The sequence below is a fragment of the Pararhizobium sp. DWP1-1-3 genome, assembly GCF_049896125.1.
Lineage (GTDB): Bacteria > Pseudomonadota > Alphaproteobacteria > Rhizobiales > Rhizobiaceae > Pararhizobium.
This window is the reverse complement of record NZ_JAFCTR010000010.1, coordinates 164,926-188,158: the sequence shown is the minus strand read 5'-3', so window position 1 is coordinate 188,158 and position 23,233 is coordinate 164,926. Positions and strand designations below refer to the sequence as shown.

Here is a 23,233-nt window from a genome sequence, read left to right as displayed (position 1 = left end):
TAGCGCATAACCCATCGACGCGGAATCGATTTAAGGGATAGCGGCCGGATCGACGGGCCGTGCGGGGAAAACGTGCAAGGGAGGGTCTTTGAAGCTGCCGCGCATGTGGGTAAGCAGCAGTCCAAAGGCAAGGTTAAACCGCAGCCTTTTTAAATTTCGTCTTGGCGTGTGACAAATTCGCGGGACAGCCAATCGATGAAAACACGCACCCGCGGCGATAGCTGACGGCTGCGGGGGTAGAGCAGCGAAACCGGCGTGCGGGACGGCGGATTATCCGGCAGGATGGCAACGAGCGTGCCTTGTCTCAGGTCCTCTTCCAGCGAGTAGCGCGGCGCCTGCATGATGCCGAGCCCCAGCCGTGCCGCCGCAGCCAGCGTATCGGCACCGTTGACCGACACCACCGCCGGCAGGGAAACATTGCGGATGCCGCCTGCGACCGTGAACTCCAGCGGAAGAAGCCCGCCGATAGCCGTTGACCAGAAACCGATCATCTGGTGTCCGCTCAGATCGTCAATGCTCTGCGGCAGGCCGAAGCGGGCGATGTATTCCGGCGAGACACAGGTCACCTCTTCCAGAAGGGCGACCCGCCGCGCAATCATGTCGCTATCCTGCAGATCGCCGACGCGCAGCACGCAGTCGATCCCCTCGCGGATCAGATCGACCAGCCTGTCGCCTTCGCTCATATACATCTGGATATCCGGATATTCCTTGAGGAACGCCGGCAGTCCCGGCAGAACGAAATGCCGCGCCAGTTTTCCGTGCACATCGACGCGCAGCAGCCCTTTCGGCTTGGCGCCGGCAAACGCACCTTCGGCATCCTCGATATCGGACAGGATTGTCAGGCAACGCCGGTAATAGGCCTCGCCATCGAGCGTCGGGCTGACATGGCGGGTGGTCCGCTGGAGAAGGCGCACGCCCAGCCGGGCTTCCAGCTGTTTGACCGCATCGGTCACGGTCGAGCGCGGAAGGCCCGTATCTTCGGCGGCCAGCGTAAAACTGCGCCGCTCCACCACGCGCGAAAACACCCGCATCGCTTCAAATCTGTCCATCCGGATTGTTCGCCATTTTCGAATAGTGATGCCGAAGAATGGCTAATTATCCGCCGAATGAAAAGCTGCATCTTCTCCTCATCGAAAACGCGCTGCGGCGTGGTTAATCAAGGAAAAAGAAAATGTCCGATAACGATAACAATGTCGCCATCGTCACCGGCGCCTCGCGCGGCATTGGCGCCGCCATCGCCGAACGCCTCGCCCAGGACGGCTTCACCGTCGTCATCAACTATTCCGGCGATGCTACTCCCGCCGAGGCGCTGGCCCGGAAAATCGAAGACAAAGGCGGCCGGGCGCTGACGGCAAAGGCCGATGTCAGCGACGCGGAAGCCGTGCGTCAAATGTTCGATGCGGCGGAAGCAGCCTTCGGTGGCGTCGATGCGCTCGTCAACAATGCCGGCATCATGGCGCTCTCTTCGCTCGCCGAAAGCACCGACGCCCTGTTCGACCGCCAGATCGCCATCAACCTGAGGGGCACGTTCAACACGCTGAGGGAAGCGGCAAGGCGCCTGCGCAACGGCGGCCGGATCATCAACCTCTCGACCAGCGTCGTCGGCCTGAAGCTCGAAAATTACGGCGTCTATGCCGCCACCAAGGCCGCTGTCGAAACGCTGACCGCCATTCTGTCGAAGGAATTGCGCGGCCGCTCCATCACCGTCAATGCGGTGGCGCCCGGCCCGACAGCCACCGATCTCTTCCTCAATGGCAAGAGCGACGAACTGATCGCCAGCATGGCGAAGATGAACCCGCTGGAACGGCTCGGCACACCGGAGGACATCGCGTCGGCCGTCGCCTTCCTCGTTGGCCCCGACGGCTCCTGGATCAACGGCCAGGTCCTGCGCGCCAACGGCGGCATGATCTGACCCGCGGCGGCCGGTACGCATTTTGTTGGCCATCGGCTTTCCGCAGTTCGGCGACGCGCTGCCGCCATGATACTCACCCCGGCCAGCAGAAGAAATTCTCAAATGACACGCGCATGCCGGAACACATTTTTCCGTGGTGACACGATGTCCGAATGATGTAAGTTGAGCATGAAGATAGCCTTGCCTGCTTAATATAGCTGCGGTTTACATGGCTGGGGCAGCCGGCGGGAAAGTATCTTCCGACTTGAAATGATTGTTGATTTTAAACGAAACGCGACTTGGTCATGCCTGTGCCCAGACTGCCTGAAATCACATAAAGTCCGGCAGGCCTGACCGCAAAAAAACGTCGAAAACCCTCCTGCGCAACGGCGTGGGATACGTGTTTCATGCGCTTCAGGGGGCTTACCATGGTACGAAACTGCCTTGTTCCGGCACTACTATTTTTCTGCACAACACTCTCTGCAGCCGCCTCTTCAGCACAAGAACAACCGAAACCTGCCGTCACCGTCGCCAAACCAGTAGTCCGGGATGTCGTCGATAGCGATGAATTCATCGGCCGCTTCGAAGCCGTCGATGAAGTGACGCTGCGCTCGCGGGTTGGTGGTTATCTCGATCAGGTCAATTTCAAGGATGGCGCCATAGTCAAGAAGGGCGACCCGCTCTTCGTCATCGACCAGCGCCCCTTCAAGACCGCGCTCGACGTCGCCACGTCGTCTCTGGAAGTCGCGAAATCGACACTGACCTTCGCCGAATCGGAATTCGCCCGCACCGAAACTCTGGTGCAAAAAGGGACGCTTTCCGTATCCACCCTGGACGACCGCCGCCGCGAGCTGCAGTCCGGCCAGGCGAACCTGCGCGGCGCCGAGGCAAGCCTGGCCCGGGCCAAGCTGGACATGGAATACACCACCATTTTTGCGCCCCTGAGCGGTCGCATCGATCGCCGGCTGATCTCGGTCGGCAATCTGGTACAGGCCGACCAGACCGCGCTGACGACAATCGTGTCGCTGGATCCGATCGACTTCTACTTTGACGTCGATGAGCGCCGCCTGCTGAATTATGCCCGCGTGGCGCGCGACCATGGCAGCAATCTGCAGGAGGGCGGCGGCGCCCTGGAAGTCTCCGTGACCATCGCCGACAGCACCGAGAAACCGTTCAAGGGCAAGCTGGATTTTGCCGAGAACCGCATCGACCAGGAAACCGGCACGATGCGGGTGCGCGCCCGCTTCGACAATCCGAAATTCATCCTGCAGCCCGGCCTGTTCGGCCGCGTCGAGGTCAGCGCCTCCAATACCTACAAGGGCATCCTCGTTCCCGACGAGGCGATCGGCGCCGACCAGGATCAGCGCGTCGTCTACGTGGTTGCCGAGGACGGCAGCTTCGCGACCAAACCGGTTCGCCTGGGACCGAGGCTCTATGGTTATCGCGTCATTCGCGAGGGCCTGACGGGGGATGAAACGCTCGTTGTCAATGGTCTGACACGGTTGCGGCCCGGCGTCATCGTTGCTCCGAAACTGGTTGTCCTGCCGCCTGAAGCCGCCGCGGCGACGGAGAACGGCCAATGAGATTTGCCCATTTCTTCGTGGACAGGCCGATCTTCGCGTCGGTCCTGTCGATCGTCCTCTTGATCGTCGGCGGCATCGCCTATTTTCAGCTACCCGTCGCGCAATACCCGGAAATCGCCCCACCGACCATCGTCATCCGCACCGCCTATCCGGGTGCCGATGCCGAGACCATCGCCGATACGGTTTCGACCCCGCTCGAACAGGAAATCAACGGCGTCGAGGACATGCTCTACATGTCGTCCTACTCGACCGCCGACGGATCGATGGCGCTGACCGTCACTTTCAAGCTCGGTACTGATCTCGACAAGGCACAGGTGCTCGTCCAGAATCGCGTTTCGATCGCCGAACCGCGCCTGCCGGAAGAAGTCCGCCGCATCGGCATAACCACGGCAAAGAGTTCACCCGACCTGATGATGGTCGTCCACCTGATCTCGCCGAACGAGCGCTACGACCAGCTCTACGTCTCCAACTATGCCCGCAGCCGTGCGCGCGATCAGCTCGTCCGGCTGGAGGGCGTCGGTGACGTCATCCTGTTCGGCGAGCGTGAATATGCGCTGCGCATCTGGCTCGACCCGGAAAAACTCGCCTCCTACGGCATGACCTCGGGCGATGTGGTGCAGTCGTTGCGCGACCAGAACGTCCAGGTATCCGGCGGATCGATCGGCGGACCGCCAAACGCCGGCAACAATGCTTTCCAGTACACCGTCACCACCGAGGGACGCTTCAGCGATGCCCGGCAGTTTCGCTATGTCATCGTCAAATCGACGGCGAGCGGCCGTCTCGTCCAGCTGCAGGACGTCGCCCGCATCGAGCTCGGCGCCAAGGACTATGTCACGAACAGCTATCTGAACGGCAAGGCTGCCGTCGCCATGGGCATCTTCTCGCGCCCGGGCACCAATGCGCTTGAGGCTGCCGAACAGATCAAGGCAACCATGGAAACCCTGAAAAAGGATTTTCCGCCCGGCCTCGAATACACCATCGTCTACAACCCGACGGAATTCATCTCGGAATCGATCAACGAGGTCTACAAGACCATCCTCGAGGCCGCCATCCTGGTTGCCATCGTGGTGCTGATCTTCCTGCAGTCCTGGCGCACGGCGCTGATCCCGATCATCGCCATTCCGGTCTCGCTGATCGGCACGTTCGCACTGCTGCTGGCCTTCGGCTTTTCGCTCAACATGCTGACCTTGTTCGGCCTGGTGCTGGCGATCGGTATCGTCGTCGATGATGCGATCGTCGTGGTGGAAAATGTCGAACGAAACCTCGCCAAGGGAATGACGCCCAAACAGGCGGCGCATGTGACGATGGACGAGGTCGGCACCGCCGTCATCGCCATCTCGCTCGTGCTGATCGCCGTCTTCGTGCCGACGGCCTTCATCCCCGGTATTTCCGGACAGTTCTACCTGCAGTTCGCGGTGACGATTTCCGTGGCAACGGCGATTTCCGCCCTGAACTCGCTGACGCTTTCGCCCGCACTTGCCGCCTTGATCCTGCGTCCGCATCAGGAACATCACGAAACCCGCAATCCGATCACGCGTGTCGCCAGAGGCCTTGCCAACGGCTTCAACACCGGTTTTGACCGGATGACCCAAGGTTATTCCTGGGTTGTCCATCATCTCGTCTCGACACGGATCGCGCTCGGCGCCAGCCTGATCGTCTTTTTCGGATTGCTGGCGGGCACCTGGTACATGGCGCAGATCGTGCCGCGCGGCTTCGTGCCGACGATGGACCAGGGTTATGCGATCGTCGTCGTGCAATTGCCCGAAGGCGCCTCGCTTGCCCGGACCGACGCCGTCATCCAGCGCGCCTCCGACATGATCCTCAAGGTACCGGGCGTCAAGAATGCCGTCGCCTTCTCCGGCTTCAACGGCGCGACCTTTACCAACGCGTCCAATTCCGGCGTGGTCTTTGCCGCTTTCGACACGTTCGAGGAACGCCTGAAGCATGGCTATAGCGCCAACCAGATCATCGGCCAACTCTACGGCACCATGCAGAGCATCGAGGAAGCCTTCATCATCGCCGTGCCGCCGCCGTCGATCCGCGGCATCGGCAATTCGGGCGGCTTCAAGATGCAGATCGTCGATCGCGAAAGCTCCGACATGCGCCGGGCGCTCGGTCTCGCCTATCAGATGATGGGCGCCGCCAACCAGACGGAGGGCCTGACCGGCGTTTTCACCACCTTCTCGGCCTCCAGCCCGCAATATTTCCTGGCGATCGACCGCGACAAGGCGCGGGCGCTGAGCGTGCCGATCCCCAACATCTTCGAGACGCTGTCGATCAATCTCGGCACCTCCTACGTCAACGATTTCAACGCCTTCGGCCGCGTCTACCAGGTGCGGGCGCAGGCCGATCAGCAGTTCCGGCTTGAGCGGGAGGATATTCTCGACCTGAAGGTGCGCTCCGCCACCGGCGCCCTGGTGCCGCTCGGAACGCTCATCGATATCCGCGACACCACCGGCCCCTCGCTTGTCCAGCGCTACAACATGTATGTGTCGGTCCCGATCCAGGGCAATCCGGCACCCGGAGTCTCGACCGGCACAGCTCTCGACAAGATGGAGGCTCTGGCCGCCCAGATCCTGCCGCCGGGCACCTCGTTCGAATGGACGGATCTCGCGTTCCAGGAGCGCAACACCGGCAATACGGCGATTTTCATCTTCGCCCTCTCGGTTATCTTCGTCTTCCTGGCGCTGTCGGCCCAGTATGAAAGCTGGATCCTGCCGCTGGCGATCATCCTCGTCGTACCGATGGCGGTGCTTGCGGCTTTGATCGGCGTTCACCTGAGGGGGCAGGACAACAACATCCTGACCCAGATCGGGCTGATCGTGCTCATCGGTCTTGCGGCCAAGAACGCCATCCTGATCGTCGAGTTCGCACGCCAGGCGCAGGATGACGGGATGAACCCGGTCAATGCGGCCATCGAAGCCAGCCGCCTGCGCCTGCGGCCGATCCTGATGACCGCCTTTGCCTTCATCCTCGGCGTCGTGCCGCTGATGATCGCCACCGGCCCGGGTGCGGAAATGCGCCAGTCGCTCGGCACCGCCGTCTTCTCCGGCATGCTCGGTGTCACCATTCTCGGCCTGTTCCTGACCCCGGTGTTCTACGTCGCGCTGAGGTCGGTCGGTTACAAGCCGAAGGAAAAGCCCGTTCCGCCGGAATCGGGAATGATTTGATCAGCGTTTTTGTCGGCAGGTGGCCAAGGTTCGTCATTGAGGATTGTTCCAACCCTCCTCCGTCATGCCTGTGCTTGTCACAGGCATCCAGCCACCGCGCGTCTGCGCGGTGAGAGAACTGTTTTTACGTTGGGTTAAGTCTGTTCACGGCGCAGACGCGCCGTGGCTGTATCCCGGAACAAGTCCGGGATGACGGCGAACAAAAGCGTGCCAAAAACAGGAAACAATTCGCGTCAAGGTCTGGCGCTTTCGACGATCGTCAGGCTCCGGACGGCTTGTTCGTTAAGTCGCTATCCTGACCGCAATCCAACGCCCCTACCGATCCGGCGCAATCAACTTCACCGTTGGAAAATACGTCCGGTACCGGCCCGTATCCCTGGTCAGCAGGTCCAGCCGGTCAACAGCCGCATGCGCGCCAATAAAAAAATCCGGCAGGACACCGGCACGCGACCCACCCGCCTTGCGGTATTTCTGAAAGACTTTTCCGGCCAGAAACAGAGCCGGGCGCGGCATCGCCGCGAGCTCGATCCCCGCCTCGGAGAGAAACGCTTCCAGCCGCTCGATCCGCTCGTAACGCACCGCAAGTTCGGCATAGACGACGTCGTTGATCAGAAGCGGGCCGCGCAGGGCGGCGGTTTCCAACTGCTCGATCGACCAGTCTGCCCAGTCCGGATCGTCGGTCACCACGTCGAGCAGGATATTGGTATCGACCAGCGTCACTCGTCACCGCGCGTCAGCGCCATGATCGCATCGGTGCTCAAGCCCTTGCCGGCATGGCCGCGCAGCTTGCTGAAGCGGCTGGCAGGACGTTTTTCATCGGCGCGCGTCAGCACGACGCTGCCGTCGGCCGCGCGTTGGAAATCTACCCGGGTCCCCGGCACGATGCCCAAAAAATCCCGCACCGGCTTCGGAATGGTCACCTGCCCCTTCGTCGTCACTGTCGCGCTCATCATGCACCTCGGTAAGGAATGTTTTTACAAAGGTATTACATCGAAGGGCTGACTTCAAGATGCGGGCCGAATGCAACTACCGCTGCTGAGCCAGCACGCTCTCCACCAGCCCCAAAACCTTATCGGAGGCCGGCGGCACGTCGTCGAAGAGGATGCGGTACATGATCGGGGCGACGACCGTGTCGATCACCGTTTCCACATCCGGAAAGTCTTCGCCGCGATCGCGGGCGCGCCCGGCAATGACCTGCAGCTGTTCGCGGGTATAGCCGCAACATTTTCCGGCATTGCGGCTGTCCGTTGCGACGCTGGAAAGCACGTCGCGGATCATCGCCCGCCCCGGTCCGGAGGCCATTTCATCGGCATATTGCTCGGCCCATTGCGTCAGGTCGGCGCGCGCCGAACCGGTATCTTTCGGCAGCGCATCCGGGCGCAACCGCTCGACAGCAACGTCGGCAAGCAGTTCCTGCAGGTCGCCCCAGCGCCGGTAGATCGTCGAGGGCGTGACGCCAGCCTCGGTCGCAATCAGCGGGATCGTCACGTCGCTGCGGTCCATCGTCGACAGGAGGCCGCGCACGGCCTTATGTACCGAGGCCTGCACGCGGGCGCTGCGCCCGCCCGGCCTGATATTTTCGCGTATGTTCATCGGCGTCATCTCCGCTTTCCACTCGCCACGCAAAAACCACTAACGCAAATAATTTGCTTTTATATCTGGTTCGCGCTACGAAAGCTAACGCAACATCTTAGCTTTTAGGGACAATAGCGCCATGTCGAGCAAAAGTGAACCTGTTTCCGGCGGCCTTTCTCGCGCCAGACGGCGCTGGGCTTTGAGCTTCCATGCGACAACGCTAATTACTTTCCTCGCCGCATCGGCAGCACCGACGCCGCTCTATCATCTCTATCAGGAGAGCTGGCACTTCTCGCCGATCCTGCTCACCTTCATCTTCAGCGTCTATGCGTTCAGCCTGCTGACGACGCTGCTCGTCGTCGGCTCGCTGTCCGATCATATCGGCCGCCGCCCCGTCATCTTCGCCGCCATCCTGCTGCAGGCCGCTTCCATGCTTCTGTTCATGCTGGCCGACAGCCCCTCCTGGCTGATCGCCGCCCGCATCGTTCAGGGTATCGCCACGGGTGCTGCCAGCGGCGCCATCGGCGCGGCATTGGTCGATGCCAACAAGATGTCAGGCCCGATCGTCAACAGCATTTCACCGCTGCTCGGCATGGCTGTCGGTGCGCTTGGCGCCGGCGCGCTCGTACAGTTTGCACCCGACCCGATGCGTCTGGTCTATCTCCTCCTTTTCGTCGCCCTGCTGGCACAGGCCGTCTTCGTCTGGAGCGTTCCCGAAACGGCTGTGTCCAAACCCGGCGCGCTGGCATCGCTGCGCCCGCATGTCGGCGTGCCGCCGCAGGTCCGCCCGTCGCTGATGGCGATCACCCCGATCAATATCTCGATCTGGTCGCTCGGTGGTTTCTACCTGTCGCTGATGCCGTCGCTGGTTGGTGCCGCCACCGGCAATCACTCGCCGATGACCGGCGGCCTGACCGTCGCGGCGCTCACCCTCAGCGGCGCACTCGCCGTCTTCGTCCGGCGCCAGAAGCCGGCCCGCGCCAACCTGACGTTTGGGGTCTTCACCATGATGGCCGGGCTGTTGATCGTCGTCGCCGGTGTCCACACCGGTCTTGTGGAGCTGCTGTTTTCCGGCACGATCGTCGCCGGTACCGGCTTTGGGTCCTGCTTCCTCGGCGCGGTCAGCACGATCATGCCGCTGGCCAAGCCGGAGGAGCGTGCCGGACTTTTGTCCGCCTATTACGTCCAGAGCTATCTGGCCTTCAGCATTCCCGCCATCCTCGCCGGGTTCCTGTCGCGGGCCGTCGGGCTGACCATGACGGCAGACATTTATGTCTGCGTCATCATCCTTCTGACATCCGGCGGTTATGCCGCACTATCGCGTGCCCGGGTGCAGCCGGCCGAGTGACCGGCGGTCCGGTTAACGCTTGCCGCCTGCCGCCTGGGCGCGAAAGGCGTCGCCGAACACCAGCATGGTCGGCACATCCCGCATTCCTGCCGCCTCCAGCGCCGGTTTCAAGCCCTCGAAGCTTTCCAGCCGCTGCGCATGCCAGCCATAGGCCCGGCCGACGGCGATGAAATCCGGGGTGTGCAGATCGACGCCGAGCGGCGGGATGTTCTTCGACACCATGTAGGATTTGATTTCGCCGTAACCCCCATTGTCGTGCAGCATCAGGATGACGGGCGCCTTCGCCTCCATCGCCGAGGCGAGTTCGGCCAGCGAAAACTGCAGGCCGCCGTCTCCCGCCAGCACCACAACGGGCCGCTCCGGCCGTCCGATCTTGGCACCGATGCCCGCCGGAAGGCCGTAGCCGAGTGTGCCGTAACCGGTCGCCGAGTTGAAATAGGAACCGGGCGAGGCCGCCTCATAGGCCGTATTGCCGGCATAGACGAGCTGGGTCGAATCCCCGGCGATCAGCGCGTCCGGCAAGGTATCGCGGATCGTTTCGAGAATGATCAGGTCGTCGAGCAAAGCGGCCGGAACGTCGCGATGAACGAGAGTTTCCACTTGCGCTGCCCGCGCAGCCCCTTCCCGCGACCCCTCTGAGACCAAATCCAGCAAAGCCGCCGCACATCGCGCTCCGTCGCCGACGATGCCGATTTCGGGTGCGCGGGTGCGCATCAGTTGCGCCGGGTCGATATCGACGCGGATGAAGGCGCCGGGAATGGAAAAGAGCCCGTCCTCGTACATGTCGTAATCGGTCGGCCCAAGCTCCGTGCCGATGCCGAGCACCACATCGGCCGCCTCGATCAGCGCGCGGGTGGCCGGCATGCTCGCCGAAAGGTTGACCGCCAGCGTATGCCCCGGCGGCAGGATGCCCCGGCCATTGGTGGTCATTACCACAGGCGCATCGAGCTTTTCCGCCAATGCGCGGATTTGCGCTGCCGCACCGATTGCGCCGCCACCGGCGAGGATGACCGGTGCCTTCGCGCCGTCCAGCAATGTTGCCGCTACCCTCAATCCGCCGGCGTCACCCACAGGTCGCGACAGGCGAACAGGATTTTCCGGCACGGCCAGGTGCTCCGCCGAAGCGAGCATGACGTTGATCGGCAGCTCGATATGCACGGGACGCGGCCGGGCGCCGTCGAAGATCGCGAAGGCCCGCGCCAAAGCCGGCGCCAGGTCCTCCGGCCGGTTGACGGTGCAGCTGAAGGCTGAGACGCCGCTGACCAGCGCCTGCTGGTTGGGCAGCTCATGCAGCCAGCCCTCGCCCGAACCCATCCGGCCATGGGCATTGACGGTCGAGATCACCAGCATCGGAATGCTGTCACCATAGGCCTGCCCCATCGCGGTGACGATATTGGTCATGCCCGGCCCGGTGATGATGAAGCAGACGCCCGGCTTGCCGGTGGCTCGCGCATAACCATCGGCCATGAAACCCGCCCCCTGCTCGTGGCGTGGCGTCACATGCCGGATCGCGCTTCCCGCCAGCCCGCGATAAAGCTCCACCGTATGCACGCCCGGAATGCCGAAGACGGTATCGACGCCATAGGATGTCAGCAGTTTCGTCAGATACATGCCGGTGCTGATCATGCGGATATTCCTCTTGTTTTCGTTTCTTGCTATACAATTGTATAGTCAACCAGCGCGCAATGTCCAAAGAACGTCGCCGTCAGGATTTCTTGGAAAACTTGAAGGTGACAGCGGTCTTCGCCAGGATGACCGAGATGACGATGACGATCAGAATCACCGAGATCGCGGCAATGGCCGGATCGATATTGTCGCGCAGCCCCATCCACATCATCCGCGGCAGGGTCACCGCATCGACGCTGGTGATGAACAGCGTCACGCCGATCTCCTCCCAGGAGAGCACGAAGGAGAGGAAGAAGGCGGTGAACACGCCGAACTTGATGTTCGGCAGGATGACCTTGAAGATTCGCTGGCTGACGGAGGCGCCGAAACCGCGCGCGGCCAGATCGATCCGCCGGTCCACCTGCGCAAGCGCAACCGTTACCATGACAACCGCAAACGGCGCGATCATCACCGCATGCGCAATGGCGACACCCACCCAGGTATCATAGGCGACGACATCATTGACCTTGGATAGCGTCGTCAGGAAGAAATACAGCGTGATGGCCGAGACCACCGGCGGCGCCACCATCGGCAACAGCACGAAGCCGAACAGCAGGCTGCCGAACCACGGCCGGAACATCCAGATGCCGAGGCTGAACATCAGCGCCAAAAGCGTCGCGATCACCGAACTCAGGATACCGATGCGCAGGCTGAGCCAGATGCTCTGAAGCCAGGCCGGATTGTCGAGCAGCGCCTGGTAATGCCTGAGCGACCAGACATCGGCCGGCATCGACAGGAAGCGCGCCGGGGTGAACGAGACCGGCACGACCGCAATCAGCGGCAGGAGCAGGAACAACGCGACCGCAAAGGCGAGGAAAACGGCAATCGGCGTGGGTTTCATCGACATCGGCTCAACCCAGCATCTTGTTCGGCCGCACCAGCCGCAGCATCAGGATCAAAAGCGCGCCGACAATCAGCATGAGGATGACGCTGATGGCAGCACCCAGCCCCCAGTCCGGGCTCTGGAACAGGCGCAGGTAGATCAGCTCGGCGATCATGACGCTGCGGCCGCCGCCAAGAATGGCCGGTGTGATGAAAAAACCGAGCGCAAAGACGAAGACCATCAGCCCGGCGCCGAGAATGCCCGGCAGCGTCATCGGCACGAAGATCGACCAGAAGATTCTGAGCCGCGATGCGCCCATGCCGCGGGCCGCCAGAAACACGCGCTCGTCAAGACTGCGCATGGCGGAGGCGATCGGGAACACCGCAAACGGAATGAGAAAATGCATCATGCCGAGCACGACGCCGAACTCGTTGCGCACCATGGTCAGCGGCTCGGAAATGATGCCGGCCGCTTGCAGCCAGGTGTTGATCAGCCCGCGATTGGACAAAAGCGCCACCCAGCCGAACGCGCGGGTCAGTACCGAAATCCAGAACGGAATGAGAATGCAAAGTTCCGTCACCAGCCGCTGCGCCGGCGTGCCGCGCACCCAGACATAGGCAATCGCGTAAGCCGCAGTCACCGCGCAGACGGTGACGATCAGACAGATGCGGAACGTGCGGAAAAACACCGACTGGATCAACGGATCGGTGACCGCCTTGCCATATTGCGAAAACCCGGGTTCCGGCAGGGTGACGCTCCATTGCATGACGCCAAGGAACGGCACGAGATAGGCAAGGCCGAGAAACAGCACGAGGGGGCCAAGCAGGAGCGCCGGTTTCAATTTGTCGGATTTCATGGCGGCTCTCCTTTCTGGATGCGAGCTTAATACGATGGAGGCGGCAGGCTCCCTCTTCTCCCCGCCGGGGAGAAGGTGGCCCGCAGAGCCGGATGAGGGGGCGGCACGATCTGAATTCGCCGCCCCCTCATCGCCTCGTTTCACTCGGCACTTCTCCCCGCTGGGGAGAAGAGAAAGAAGGCCGTCTAAGCCGAAATGATCTTCGTATACTCATCCAGCGCTGGACCGTAATTGGTCTCATACCAGGCCATGTCGAGCGCGATCTGCTTGGACATGTTGGCCGGATCGACGGGGCTCAGACGCGCCTGTTCCGGCGTCAGCAGCGCATCGGCGGCCGGGTTTGCCGGGCCCTGGCCAAGCATCTCGAACATGATGATCTGCTTCTTCGGATCCTGCGCCGAAGCGATGAACTTCATCGCATTGTCCTTGCCGCCCGGATTGCCCTTGATCACGCCCATGGCGCCGGGCGAAATCAGGCCCTGGTCCCAGACGAACTTGATCGAACCGCCGGAATCCTTTTCGATCAGCCCGGCGCGGGTCGACCAGATCAGCGCCATCGAGGCCTCGCCGTTCAGAAGCACCGACTGGCTTTCGGCGCCGCCGCCCCAATAAGAGACCACGTTGTCCTTGAAGGCAGCAATTTTCTTATGGGCGCGCTCAAGGTCGAGCGGATAGAGTTTGGCCGGCTCGACGCCGTCGGCGAGAAGCGCCGCTTCCCACATGCCAGCACCCCATTTGTAGAGTGAGCGCTTGCCGGGGAATTTCTCCACGTCGAAGAAATCGGCCATGCCGGTCGGCACCTTGTCGCCGAATTTCGAGGCGTCATAGGCAATGATATAGGAGAAGAAATAGGTCGAGGCGGAGAACTCCCAGCCAAAGCCTTCGCGCATCTTCGTCTTGTCGACGATCGTATAGTCGATCGGCTCCATCATGCCCTTCTTGCCGAGCGCTTCTGCCGAGAAGGGATCGATATCGACGATATCCCAGGCCGGCTTGCCGCTTGAAAACTGTGCCGCGACAGCACCTTCCGTCGGGCCGGAGCCGTCCTGCTTCACAGTGATGCCGGCTTCTTCCTCGAAGGGCGCGCCATAGGCCTTGTCGTAAGCCGGACCGGCATCGCCGCCCCAGTTGACGAAGACCAGTTCGCCTTCCGCCGCCCAGCCGCGCGTCGCGCCAAGTGCGATCGGACTGACCGACAGAAACAGCGCTGCCAGCTGGGTGAATCTGCGGCGGGACATGCCGCCATCTGCCAATATTTCGCTCATGCCGTTCTCCTCTGGTTTTTGCGGCGCGCCTTTATCGGCGTCGCTCGTGTCATGCACTGCAAAGCACTTACAGAAAGAAACCCTGGTTGGCGGGCCATCCGGCCCAGACCTGCCGCCCCGGCTGGAAGGCGCTCTTCACCTCGCGCGTCGGCATTTGCAAGACCAGATCGATGCCGCCCGGCGTCTTCAGGCCAAAGCGCGTTTCCGCTCCCAGATAGGTGATTTCGCCAATCTCGGCCTTCAGCATGTTTCCCTCGCCAGGCGCCTGCTCGAACATCACCATATGTTCTGGCCGGATGGCGAAATGCTCGCTGACGGCCTGGCCGGGCGCCCAGATTTGCATCGGATGCCCCTCGAACAATCCCTCTGCCCCATCCGCCGTGGCCTTCACCGCAGACAGCGACAGGAAGTTCACGTCGCCGAGGAACTCCGCCACGAAGCGGTTGGCCGGCCGCTCGTAGACATCCTTCGGCGTGCCCAGTTGCTGCAACTGCCCGTGATTGAAGATGCCGATGCGGGTCGAGAGCGCCAAGGCCTCGGACTGGTCGTGGGTGACGAACACGAAGGTGGTCCCGGTCTCCTGATGCAGCCGACGGACCTCTTCCTGCATCGAGGAGCGGAGGTTCTTGTCGAGTGCCGAAAACGGTTCGTCGAGCAGGAGCACGGATGGCTCGAAAACCAGGGCGCGCGCTAGGGCGACACGCTGCTGCTGGCCGCCGGACAATCCGGACGGCCGCTTCTTCTCGTGTCCGCGCAGCCCGACGCGATCGATGATCGTATTGACGCTGCGCTTGATATCGTTGTCCGGGCGCCCCTGAACCTGCAGCGGAAAGGCGATGTTCTGCTCGACCGTCATATGCGGAAACAGCGCGTAGCCTTGAAAGACCATGCCGAAGGCGCGTTTTTCGGCGGGAATGCCGGTAATGTCCGCGCCGTTCTTGCGAAGGGTTCCCGAAGAAGGCGCCTCGAAGCCGGCCAGGATCATCAGGAACGTGCTTTTGCCGGAGCCGGAAGGTCCAAGAAGCGTCAGGAATTCGCCGGAGCCGATGGTCAGCGAGATGTCACGCAGGGCATGGAAATCGCCATAGGCCTTGCCTATCCCGCTTGCTGTGATTTCGGCCGCCTCGTGTCCGCTCTTCATCGACGCTCCTTTTCAACATCGAAATCGTAGGAGTGTTTTAGCAACAGGACAAACGAAATCTTTTCCCCGCTTGGACAAATATAATTTGCCAAAACCCGCCCGATCCATGGGCGGACGGCTAGGCATCTGCGTCATTTTTAAGCATCTGCGAGCGCAGCCATGAACTGAAAGCCACGACGGCCTGATTGTCGGCTTTCGCCTCCGATGTCACCAGATAATAAGAGCGGCTGGAATTGATGCTGATATCGAACGGCTGCACCAATTGGCCGCTGTTCATGGCATGCCGGCAGGTGAAACGGTCGCCGACGGCGACGCCCTGCCCCGACAGCGTGGCGGCAAAAACCAGGTTCATGTCCGAGAACACGATGCCTGTGGAAGCGTAGCTCTGATCGACCCCCGCCAGCGCCAGCCAGGTCTCCCAGTCCTCGTAATCGGTGAGGTGCAGCAGGCACATCTTCTTGATATCGCTCGGCTCGTTCAGTCCGCCGATCTTGTTGAGCAATACCGGGCTGCACAGCGGCGCAAACTCCACCTCGATGATCAGTTCTACCTGCATCGACGGCCAGTTGCCCGTCCCGAATGCGATGAACACGTCCACGTCGGGGTTGCTGATATCGTCGAGCCGGCGCGGCGTGACGATGGAAATCCGCACGTCCGGATAGGCGTCGCGGAAATGCGAAATATAGCTGCACAGCCAGTTGGAGGCAAAGCCCGGCGGGCAGCTGACGGTGATCGAACCGCTGACACCGCGGCTGGCATGGCGCGAGGCCGACCCGGCAATGGCGTTCAGCGCCTGCCTGATATCGGCGGCATATCCCAGCCCCTGCTCGGTCAGCTCGATCCGCGTACCGACCCGATTGAAGATCTGGAAGCCGAGTTCCCGCTCCAGCAGACGCAGCTGATGGCTGATGGCGCTGCGCGTCAGGTTCAGCTCGTCGGCGGCCTTCCAGACCGTCCCGTGGCGTGCAAAACTCTCCAGCGCACGCAAAGCCTGTGTCGATGGAATTCTCTGCATAGGCGCCCTCCTGATCTAACCGAAGGCTAGTCCGGATTTTGAGCATTGGCGAACTTAATTTGTCGAAGGCGGGAAAACATTTCACTTTTTCGAAGATCCGATCGGCGCTTAACTGACTGCAGCAGCTCAGCCGATCTCTCCAGCGAAACGAAGCCCCCGTGCCGATATCCGCCGCCCAGACATCTGCTTTGACCTATGTCGAGACCCTCCGGGCCGACCTGTCGGACTGGACGGCACGGATCTTCTCGTTGGGCGAAACGGCCTGGCGCGAATATGAATCCGCCGCCTGGTATGTCGATCTGCTGCGCAAACGGGGCTTTTCCGTCGAGGAAGGCTCGGCCGGCATGCCGACAGCCTTCTGCGCCGAATGGAGCAACGGTCCCGGCCCCACCATCGGCATGTACGCAGAATACGACGCCGTACCCGGCAATTGCCAGGCGGCAACGACACGGAGAGAGCCGCGTGAAAACCTGAGCTTCGAGGCTGGCGGCCATACCGACCCGCATTCGGCGCTCGGCATCGGTTCGCTCGGCGGCCTGCTGGCCACCAAGGCGGCGATGCAGCGGCATGACATCAAGGGCACCCTGCGCTTCACCGGCGAACCAGCCGAAAAGGTTCGCGGCTCCAAGCCGATCCATGCGGCGAAGGGCTATTATGACGGACTGGACGGCATGTTCTCGTTCCACCCGTTTTATATGCTGCCGATGTGCAATACGGTGCGCTGGGATACCCATTGCGGTGCGGCCTATTCGATGATCTACCGCTTCGTCTGCGACCAGCCGGAAGCCTGGGGCCGCAGCGACGATGCGCCGATCCCGCAATCGCATTCCGCCGTGCGCGCACCCGGCGCCAACGATGCGCTGATGACCATGTACATGGCGTCCAAGGCCCTGCGCGATTCGATGCTCACCCATCAAGGCGGCTGGTCGATCAGCGAGGCGATCCTGACAGCAGGTCAGGCAACCGCCGACAACCTGCCGGCAGGCCTTGCCGAAATCCAGTACATGATCCGCGTGCCGACCATCGCCATGGCCGAGCAGGTAACCTCGGTGCTCGACCGCAACGCCAATGCCGCCGCCGCCATGACCGGCTGCCGCCACGAGCGCCACTGGGTTTCGAAATCCCGCCCGGGCCTTGCCAACCACGCAATGGCCAACCTCGTCTGGGACGCCCTTCAAACCGTCGGGGCGCCGCGCTGGGATGAGACGGCAAAGACCGCCGCCCGCGAAATCCAGGCCAATCTCGGTGTCGAGGCGATGGAGCACCCGTTTATCGGCGAGATGGAAAAACTGATTGCCCCGCAAGACGTTGAAGCCATCCTGCGGCGCGATCTCGCACCCTCGCAGCTCAATTCCACCTCGGACGATTACACCGACATGAGCTGGCACGCCCCGACCGCCCGTTTCTACATCGCCCGCCCGGCGCTGAAAGCCCCATCCGGCCATACCTACCCCGTCTGGGTCTCCAATGCGCTTGGCGGCATACCCGCCACCATCGACCCGACCGTGCTCTGCGCCGCAAAAACCATTGCCCTCTCGGCTGTCCGGCTTTTGCAAGACGATACCGTTCGCAAAACGGCCAAAACCGAATTCATCGAGCGCACCGGCGGCGGTATTGGCGGATCCAAATGGATCCCGCCGCTTTGCGACTACGAACCACCCATCCATTTCCGCTGGCCCGAATATGTGACCACAGCCCGTGGCCGCGACTGGTGGATCCCCAAACCCTCAACCCAGGAGGCATGACATGCAGTTCAACGAGCCTTTTTCGCTTCAGCGCCGCAACCCGAAGGGCGGCACCGCGCCGCTCACCCGCTGGGGCTTCAAGAACGAAACCGATCCTTTGACCGACGTGCTGCTCGGTTCGCCGGCGCATCTCAGGCATCTGTCGACCAGTTCGCTGTCGCGCAAGCACCTGCGCGAGGCTCCCTGCAATATTCAGGTGGCGCAATCGCAGCACAAGGAGCTGGTTTCGGCCTACGAGCATTTCGGCGTGAAAATCCACTGGCACGAACCGACGCCGGAATTGCCGATGCAGGTCTATTCGCGCGATTCAAGCGTCATGACCCCCTATGGCGCCATCATCACCGCCATGGCCAACTGGTGGCGGCGCGGCGAAAACTACGCCGCCATCCGCACCTATGAAAAGCTCGGCATCCCGATCTACGACATGGTGACGGCAGGGACCTTCGAGGGCGGCGATTTCAACGTCATCGAGGACGGCGTCGTGCTGATCGGCTGCGGCGGCGCCCGCACGCAGGAGGAAGGCGCCCGCCAGGTCGAGGACTGGTTCAAAAAGGAGGGCTGGGAAACCCGCCTCGCCTTCATCGACGAATATTACGTCCATATCGACCTGATGGTCGTGCCGATCGCTCCCAAGCTGACGGCCGTCTGCCTTGCCTGCACCGAGCCGGGCATAGTCGATTGGCTGAAGGCCAAGGGCCACGAAATCATCGACGTCCCCTTCCAGGACACGATGGCGCTGGGCTGCAACTTCATGTCGCTCGGAAAAGATCGGGTCATTGCCCCGACATCGTCGACAACCTTGATCGAAAAACTCCGCGCCCGCGGCTTTGAGGTCGCCGCCATCGACATGAGCGAAATCTCCAAAACCGGCGGCGGCATTCATTGCATGGCGCAGGCGCTGGTCAGGGAAGCAGCGTAAATACTTCAACTGATTAGCCGGCATAGTCTCCGCATCGACGGGAGAACATGCCGGCTGCAATGACCGAAAATGCCACTCGAGGCTTTAACATTGCCAGATTGCGCTTCGTTTTCGGTGTTTATTTCACCGTCAGCATCGTCTGCATACCGGCCTCGTAGTGCCCTTTGAGATTGCAGAAGACAAGATAGGTTCCAGGTTTCAGGTTTGCTTTCAGCTGGCCGCTGGCGCCCGGCTTCAAGTCGGAGACTTCGCCCATGCTCTTGAGTTGATCTTCATCGATCCGATGCTTGGCCTTTATCAAGGGGATCTTCTGATCCGCAGATTTGAGCTTCACCACAACCATTTCGTGCTCTTCGGAGATGGCATCGTTGTGGACGGAAAAGGTAACCGGGCCGGGGCTGGCAATTGCCGGATCAAGTTTCAGAGACATCGCGCCGCCGCCCTCGCCACTTTCAAGAACCTTGATCGTCGTGTCGGCCCAGGAGGAAGAAGCCATGAACGTCAAAGCAGTGGCTGCGATGGTAGCCAGGATAGCGCGTGGAATTCTAACCATGTGAAAGTCCTTCGTTACGTGGCGACAGATGCCGCTTGCCTCTCTCAACGTTTCACCTGACAAGAGGCTGAACATGCACCGCACTCTTCCACCGACGGCGACTTTGGCGATAGGAGCCAGGTCCGGAGCTTGCTTAGCAGCCCGCCGGAAAGCGATGCGAGGAACAGGTGAGCCGATGGGCATAGCAAACAACCGATTGGGCTTGTCCCTGATTGTCCTTGCGATATGGACCGCGATCACCATCATCGGTGGCGCCCTCGGCGCCGGTTTCAATGGCTCCAGCACCGATCCGCTCGGCCAGGGCGTGCACGCAGCCTTTGTTGCTGCGATCGTCTTCCTCCTGGGTATTTCGTTCATCTGCCGCTGGAACGACCTCGGGCTCAATGCGCCGGTCTCCATGCGATCGCTGTCTGTGCTGTGGTTACCGCTGGTCCACATCGCGTTTTTCTGCTGCGTGATGATGGTGTTCGGTGTTCCTGCCCCAGGTGTCACGGCCTCCATCTTTATCAACACTCTCCTGATCGGCATTTCCGAAGAGCTGATGTTCCGCGGCATCCTTTTCAAAGCATTACGGTCGCGCTGCTCGATCCGGTCAACCGTCTTGATTTCCAGCCTGCTGTTCGGTTTTGTCCATCTGCTGAACGGGTTGTCGACGGGCTTCATCGCAGCAATCCCGCAAGCGATTTTCACCTTTTGCCTCGGTGTTTTGTTCATTGCCGTCCGAATCAGGACGGGCTCCCTCTATCCGGTGATCCTGCTGCACGCGGGCTGGGATTTCTGCATATTCATGCTTGATGCCAGTCCCGGCGGCCAGCTTTGGAGTGTTACAGAGCTCTACATTCTGGCATCGGTTCTCCCCCTCTACGGCCTCTATCTTCTCCGCGGGTCAGGCACCGAACCATCGAATAGTGGCACTGCCTAAATGCGGGCTTGCAGAATACCGGCACAATGCAATGGAGCCGCATGGGAACGAAGGAGGCCGTCTTGAACGATTGCAAGCAGCGCCTCTCAGGGCCTTTCCGCCATCCCTTTAAAGCCGCTAAAGTCCCCACCGAATCGAGGAGTATCCGGACCAAGCATGACAGACCTTCACAGACGTTTTCCCTGCATCCCCAATATGGAGAAGGCGGCCGCGCGGCGCATGCCGGGGTTCGTGCATGACTATCTGATCGGCGGCCTTGGCCGGGAAAGCGGCGTCCGGCGCAATGCCGACAGCTTCGACACGATCGAACTGATGCCGCGTTATCTCTCGGAAGTGCCCTCGCCTGATCTCAGCGTCACGCTGTCGGGCAAACGGTTCGACGCGCCGTTCGGCATTGCCCCGCTCGGTCTTGCCGGTTTGCTGTGGCCCGGCTGCGAAATGCCGCTGGCCAAGGCGGCCAAAGCCCACAATATTCCGCATGTGCTCTCCACCTTCGCCAACCGCGCCATGGAAACCATCGGACCGATCACCGGCGACAATGGCTGGTTCCAGTTCTACCCGCCCAACGATCCCACCATGGAAGCCGACATGATCGCGCGTGCTGCCCGGTCCGGCTACCAGACGCTGGTGCTGACCGTCGATATCCCTGCCCCTACCCGCCGCGAGCGCGATATCCGCAACGGCATGTCCGTGCCGCCGATCCTCGATCTGAAGACGATGTTCCAGATCGCCACCCATCCGCATTGGGCAAGCCATGTGCTGCGCCACGGCATTCCCGATTTCGAGAACCTGTCGCCTTACTATCCCAAAGGCTCGTCGCTGAAACAGTCAGCGGAATTCGTCGGCCGCGTCATGACCGGTCATCTCGGCGCTGAGCGTGTCCGCCGCATCCGCGATGCCTGGAAGGGCAGGCTGCTGATCAAGGGCGTGCTCGACGTTTCGGAAGCGCAGGCTTATCTGGCCATGGGTGCCGACGGCCTGATCGTCTCCAATCATGGCGGCCGCCAGCTCGATGCGGCCCCCACCGCCGTCTCCGTCCTGCCGGCTATCCGCCGTGCGCTGGGTCCAGATGCGTTAATCGCCGCCGATGGCGGTATCCGCTCGGGCCTTGATGTAGCCCGTCTGCTGGCGCTCGGCGCCGATTTCGTGCTGATCGGCCGCCCCTTCGTCTTTGCCAGCGCTGCAATGGGTGCTTCCGGCGGCGATCACCTGATTGATATCCTCAAGGCCGAACTGTCCGGCGCCATGGCCCAGCTTGGCTGCCGCACGGTCGCCGAGCTGCCCGCCTTCCTCTATGCGCCCGCCCCTCTCAGTGCCCGGCAGGGCTGAAGCGGAGACCAGAACCATGACCGTCATCGACGACCTGATCGAAGCCCTTGGCACCGACGTGGTGCTCACAGGCGATGCCATTGGCGGCCGCTATCGCAGTGATGCCAGCGGCACCGGCAGGTTTCTGCCGCTTGCCGTGCTGCGTCCCGCAAGTACGGAACAAGTCTCGGCGGCCCTGGCCATCTGCGACCGTAACCGCCAGCCCGTCGTACCGATGGGCGGCCTCACCGGTCTTGCAGGCGGCGCCAATGCGCGCGCCCGCGATATCGCGATTTCGCTGGAGCGCATGTCGGGCGTCGAGGACGTCGATACGGCCGCCGGCACCATGACCGTTCTGGCCGGCACGCCGCTGGAAGTGGCACAGCTGGTCGCGGAAACTGCCGGTTTTCTGCTGCCGATCGATCTCGGCGCCCGTGGCTCCTGCCAGATCGGCGGCAATATCTCTACCAATGCCGGCGGCATCCGCGTCATCCGCCACGGCGTCACCCGCGACAACGTGCTCGGCGTCGAGGCCGTGCTTGCCGACGGTACCGTGCTGTCGTCGCTCAACCGCATGACTAAGAACAATACCGGCTACGATCTGCGCCAGCTGTTCATCGGCTCGGAAGGCACGCTGGGGATCGTCACCCGCGCCGTGCTGCGCCTGCGTCCCCTGCCTGCCGCCCGGCTGACGGCGCTGTGCGCCATCGAAAGCTATGCGCATGTCGTCTCGCTGCTGAAATCCGCCCAGCGCGGGCTTTCCGGCCTGTCGGCCTTCGAGGCCATGTGGCAAAGCTATTTCCGCTTCAATGCCGAGGCGCTCAACCTGACGTTCTTCGACAAAGCCTATCCGTTTTTTGTGATCATCGAGCAGGATGTCGATGGCAGCGATGAGGACAAGGACCGTTTCGAGGCGTTCCTCGGCCAGGCCTTCGACGACGGCATCGTCACCGACGCGCTGGTCGCCCAGTCGGAAAAGGAAGCCCGTGCCTTCTGGTCGGTGCGCGAAGGTCATATGATGGATCATCTGCTGCCCGGCCTGATCAATCTCGACGTCAGCCTGCCGGTCGGTCAGCTCGACGATTTCGCCGGCGATTGCGAGAAAGCGATGCTCGCCCGCTTTCCTGCCGCCCATGTCTCGTTCTTCGGCCATGTCGGCGACAGCAATCTGCATGTGGCGGTCTGGACCGAGACACCGAGCGAGCACGAAATCGACGCGATCGCCTATGATCTCGTCCGCACATACCAGGGTTCGATCTCCGCCGAACACGGTATCGGCACCCTGAAGCGCGATTTCCTCGACCATTCCCGCAGCGAGGCCGAGATCGGCGTCATGCGCCGCATCAAGACGGCGCTCGACCCCAACGGCATCATGAATCCCGGCAAGGTGATTCCGCCGCGATAGCGCGCGAAAGAAAGCCTCGGCGATATTCGATCTTGGAGCGGCATCAGCA

The 23,233-nt window shown here is 61.8% G+C and carries 20 protein-coding genes; 9 read left to right on the top strand and 11 right to left on the bottom strand.

What is annotated here, in order from left to right:
• Nucleotides 1-149 precede the first annotated feature (149 nt).
• Nucleotides 150-1,049, bottom strand: coding sequence for a LysR family transcriptional regulator (locus ACP7BS_RS20190; RefSeq protein ID WP_426239541.1), 900 nt, complete (start codon nt 1,047-1,049; stop codon nt 150-152).
• A gap of 122 nt (nt 1,050-1,171) precedes the next feature.
• Here ACP7BS_RS20190 and ACP7BS_RS20185 point away from each other — a divergent pair, with 122 nt between their 5' ends.
• From ACP7BS_RS20185 to ACP7BS_RS20175, 3 genes are all read left to right on the top strand, one after another.
• Nucleotides 1,172-1,912, top strand: coding sequence for an SDR family oxidoreductase (locus ACP7BS_RS20185; RefSeq protein ID WP_426239540.1), 741 nt, complete (start codon nt 1,172-1,174; stop codon nt 1,910-1,912).
• Nucleotides 1,913-2,319: 407 nt separating this feature from the next.
• On the top strand, nt 2,320-3,474 hold the full coding sequence (locus ACP7BS_RS20180) for an efflux RND transporter periplasmic adaptor subunit (RefSeq protein WP_426232476.1): 1,155 nt from the start codon (nt 2,320-2,322) through the stop codon (nt 3,472-3,474).
• Nucleotides 3,471-6,644 carry an efflux RND transporter permease subunit gene (locus ACP7BS_RS20175; RefSeq protein ID WP_426232475.1) on the top strand — a complete coding sequence of 1,058 codons (3,174 nt, stop codon included), beginning with the start codon at nt 3,471-3,473 and terminating at the stop codon, nt 6,642-6,644. The genes ACP7BS_RS20180 and ACP7BS_RS20175 overlap by 4 nt, the downstream gene beginning before the upstream one ends.
• Before the next feature lie 315 nt (nt 6,645-6,959).
• Here ACP7BS_RS20175 and ACP7BS_RS20170 read toward each other — a convergent pair whose 3' ends face one another.
• From ACP7BS_RS20170 to ACP7BS_RS20160, 3 genes are all read right to left on the bottom strand, one after another.
• Nucleotides 6,960-7,364, bottom strand: coding sequence for a type II toxin-antitoxin system VapC family toxin (locus ACP7BS_RS20170; protein WP_426239538.1), 405 nt, complete (start codon nt 7,362-7,364; stop codon nt 6,960-6,962).
• Nucleotides 7,361-7,594, bottom strand: a complete 234-nt coding sequence (locus tag ACP7BS_RS20165; protein WP_113242576.1) for an AbrB/MazE/SpoVT family DNA-binding domain-containing protein — start codon at nt 7,592-7,594, stop codon at nt 7,361-7,363. Before ACP7BS_RS20165 ends, ACP7BS_RS20170 begins: the two co-directional genes overlap by 4 nt.
• 76 nt (nt 7,595-7,670) lie before the next feature.
• Nucleotides 7,671-8,237, bottom strand: a complete 567-nt coding sequence (locus ACP7BS_RS20160; RefSeq protein WP_426239537.1) for a TetR/AcrR family transcriptional regulator — start codon at nt 8,235-8,237, stop codon at nt 7,671-7,673.
• Nucleotides 8,238-8,358: 121 nt separating this feature from the next.
• Here ACP7BS_RS20160 and ACP7BS_RS20155 point away from each other — a divergent pair, with 121 nt between their 5' ends.
• Nucleotides 8,359-9,567, top strand: coding sequence for an MFS transporter (locus tag ACP7BS_RS20155; protein WP_426239536.1), 1,209 nt, complete (start codon nt 8,359-8,361; stop codon nt 9,565-9,567).
• A gap of 12 nt (nt 9,568-9,579) precedes the next feature.
• Here the strand turns inward: ACP7BS_RS20155 and ACP7BS_RS20150 are convergent, their stop codons facing one another.
• The 6 genes from ACP7BS_RS20150 to ACP7BS_RS20125 all read right to left on the bottom strand — a co-directional run bounded on the left by ACP7BS_RS20150 (nt 9,580) and on the right by ACP7BS_RS20125 (nt 16,332).
• Nucleotides 9,580-11,193 (bottom strand): 5-guanidino-2-oxopentanoate decarboxylase, encoded by a 1,614-nt coding sequence (locus ACP7BS_RS20150; protein WP_426239535.1) that lies wholly within the window; start codon nt 11,191-11,193, stop codon nt 9,580-9,582.
• Nucleotides 11,194-11,272: 79 nt separating this feature from the next.
• Nucleotides 11,273-12,079 (bottom strand): ABC transporter permease, encoded by an 807-nt coding sequence (locus tag ACP7BS_RS20145; RefSeq protein ID WP_426239534.1) that lies wholly within the window; start codon nt 12,077-12,079, stop codon nt 11,273-11,275.
• A gap of 4 nt (nt 12,080-12,083) precedes the next feature.
• A complete protein-coding gene (locus ACP7BS_RS20140) occupies nt 12,084-12,911 on the bottom strand; it encodes an ABC transporter permease (protein WP_426239533.1) in 828 nt (275 codons plus the stop codon).
• A gap of 185 nt (nt 12,912-13,096) precedes the next feature.
• Nucleotides 13,097-14,176, bottom strand: a complete 1,080-nt coding sequence (locus ACP7BS_RS20135) for an ABC transporter substrate-binding protein (RefSeq protein ID WP_426239532.1) — start codon at nt 14,174-14,176, stop codon at nt 13,097-13,099.
• A 67-nt stretch (nt 14,177-14,243) separates the two neighbouring features.
• Nucleotides 14,244-15,317 (bottom strand): ABC transporter ATP-binding protein, encoded by a 1,074-nt coding sequence (locus ACP7BS_RS20130; protein ID WP_426239531.1) that lies wholly within the window; start codon nt 15,315-15,317, stop codon nt 14,244-14,246.
• A gap of 118 nt (nt 15,318-15,435) precedes the next feature.
• Entirely contained in the window at nt 15,436-16,332 is an 897-nt protein-coding gene (locus ACP7BS_RS20125) for a LysR substrate-binding domain-containing protein (protein ID WP_426239530.1), read from the bottom strand.
• Between the two features lie 158 nt (nt 16,333-16,490).
• Between ACP7BS_RS20125 and ACP7BS_RS20120 the strand changes: the two genes are divergently transcribed.
• Nucleotides 16,491-18,077: an amidohydrolase gene (locus ACP7BS_RS20120; protein WP_426239529.1), complete on the top strand. Its 1,587-nt coding sequence runs from the start codon at nt 16,491-16,493 to the stop codon at nt 18,075-18,077.
• A 1-nt stretch (nt 18,078) separates the two neighbouring features.
• Nucleotides 18,079-18,996, top strand: coding sequence for a dimethylarginine dimethylaminohydrolase family protein (locus ACP7BS_RS20115; RefSeq protein WP_426239528.1), 918 nt, complete (start codon nt 18,079-18,081; stop codon nt 18,994-18,996).
• A gap of 118 nt (nt 18,997-19,114) precedes the next feature.
• Here the strand turns inward: ACP7BS_RS20115 and ACP7BS_RS20110 are convergent, their stop codons facing one another.
• Entirely contained in the window at nt 19,115-19,549 is a 435-nt protein-coding gene (locus ACP7BS_RS20110; RefSeq protein ID WP_426239566.1) for a copper resistance protein, read from the bottom strand.
• A gap of 73 nt (nt 19,550-19,622) precedes the next feature.
• On the opposite strand from ACP7BS_RS20110, the gene ACP7BS_RS20105 reads away from it, so the two are divergent.
• From ACP7BS_RS20105 to ACP7BS_RS20095, 3 genes are all read left to right on the top strand, one after another.
• Nucleotides 19,623-20,471, top strand: a complete 849-nt coding sequence (locus tag ACP7BS_RS20105; protein WP_426239527.1) for a CPBP family intramembrane glutamic endopeptidase — start codon at nt 19,623-19,625, stop codon at nt 20,469-20,471.
• Nucleotides 20,472-20,627: 156 nt separating this feature from the next.
• The gene (locus ACP7BS_RS20100) at nt 20,628-21,800 is read left to right on the top strand and encodes an alpha-hydroxy acid oxidase (RefSeq protein WP_426239526.1); all 1,173 of its coding nucleotides are present in this window, start codon (nt 20,628-20,630) and stop codon (nt 21,798-21,800) included.
• A gap of 16 nt (nt 21,801-21,816) precedes the next feature.
• Entirely contained in the window at nt 21,817-23,184 is a 1,368-nt protein-coding gene (locus ACP7BS_RS20095) for an FAD-binding oxidoreductase (protein WP_426239525.1), read from the top strand.
• The last annotated feature ends 49 nt before the right edge of the window (nt 23,185-23,233 follow it).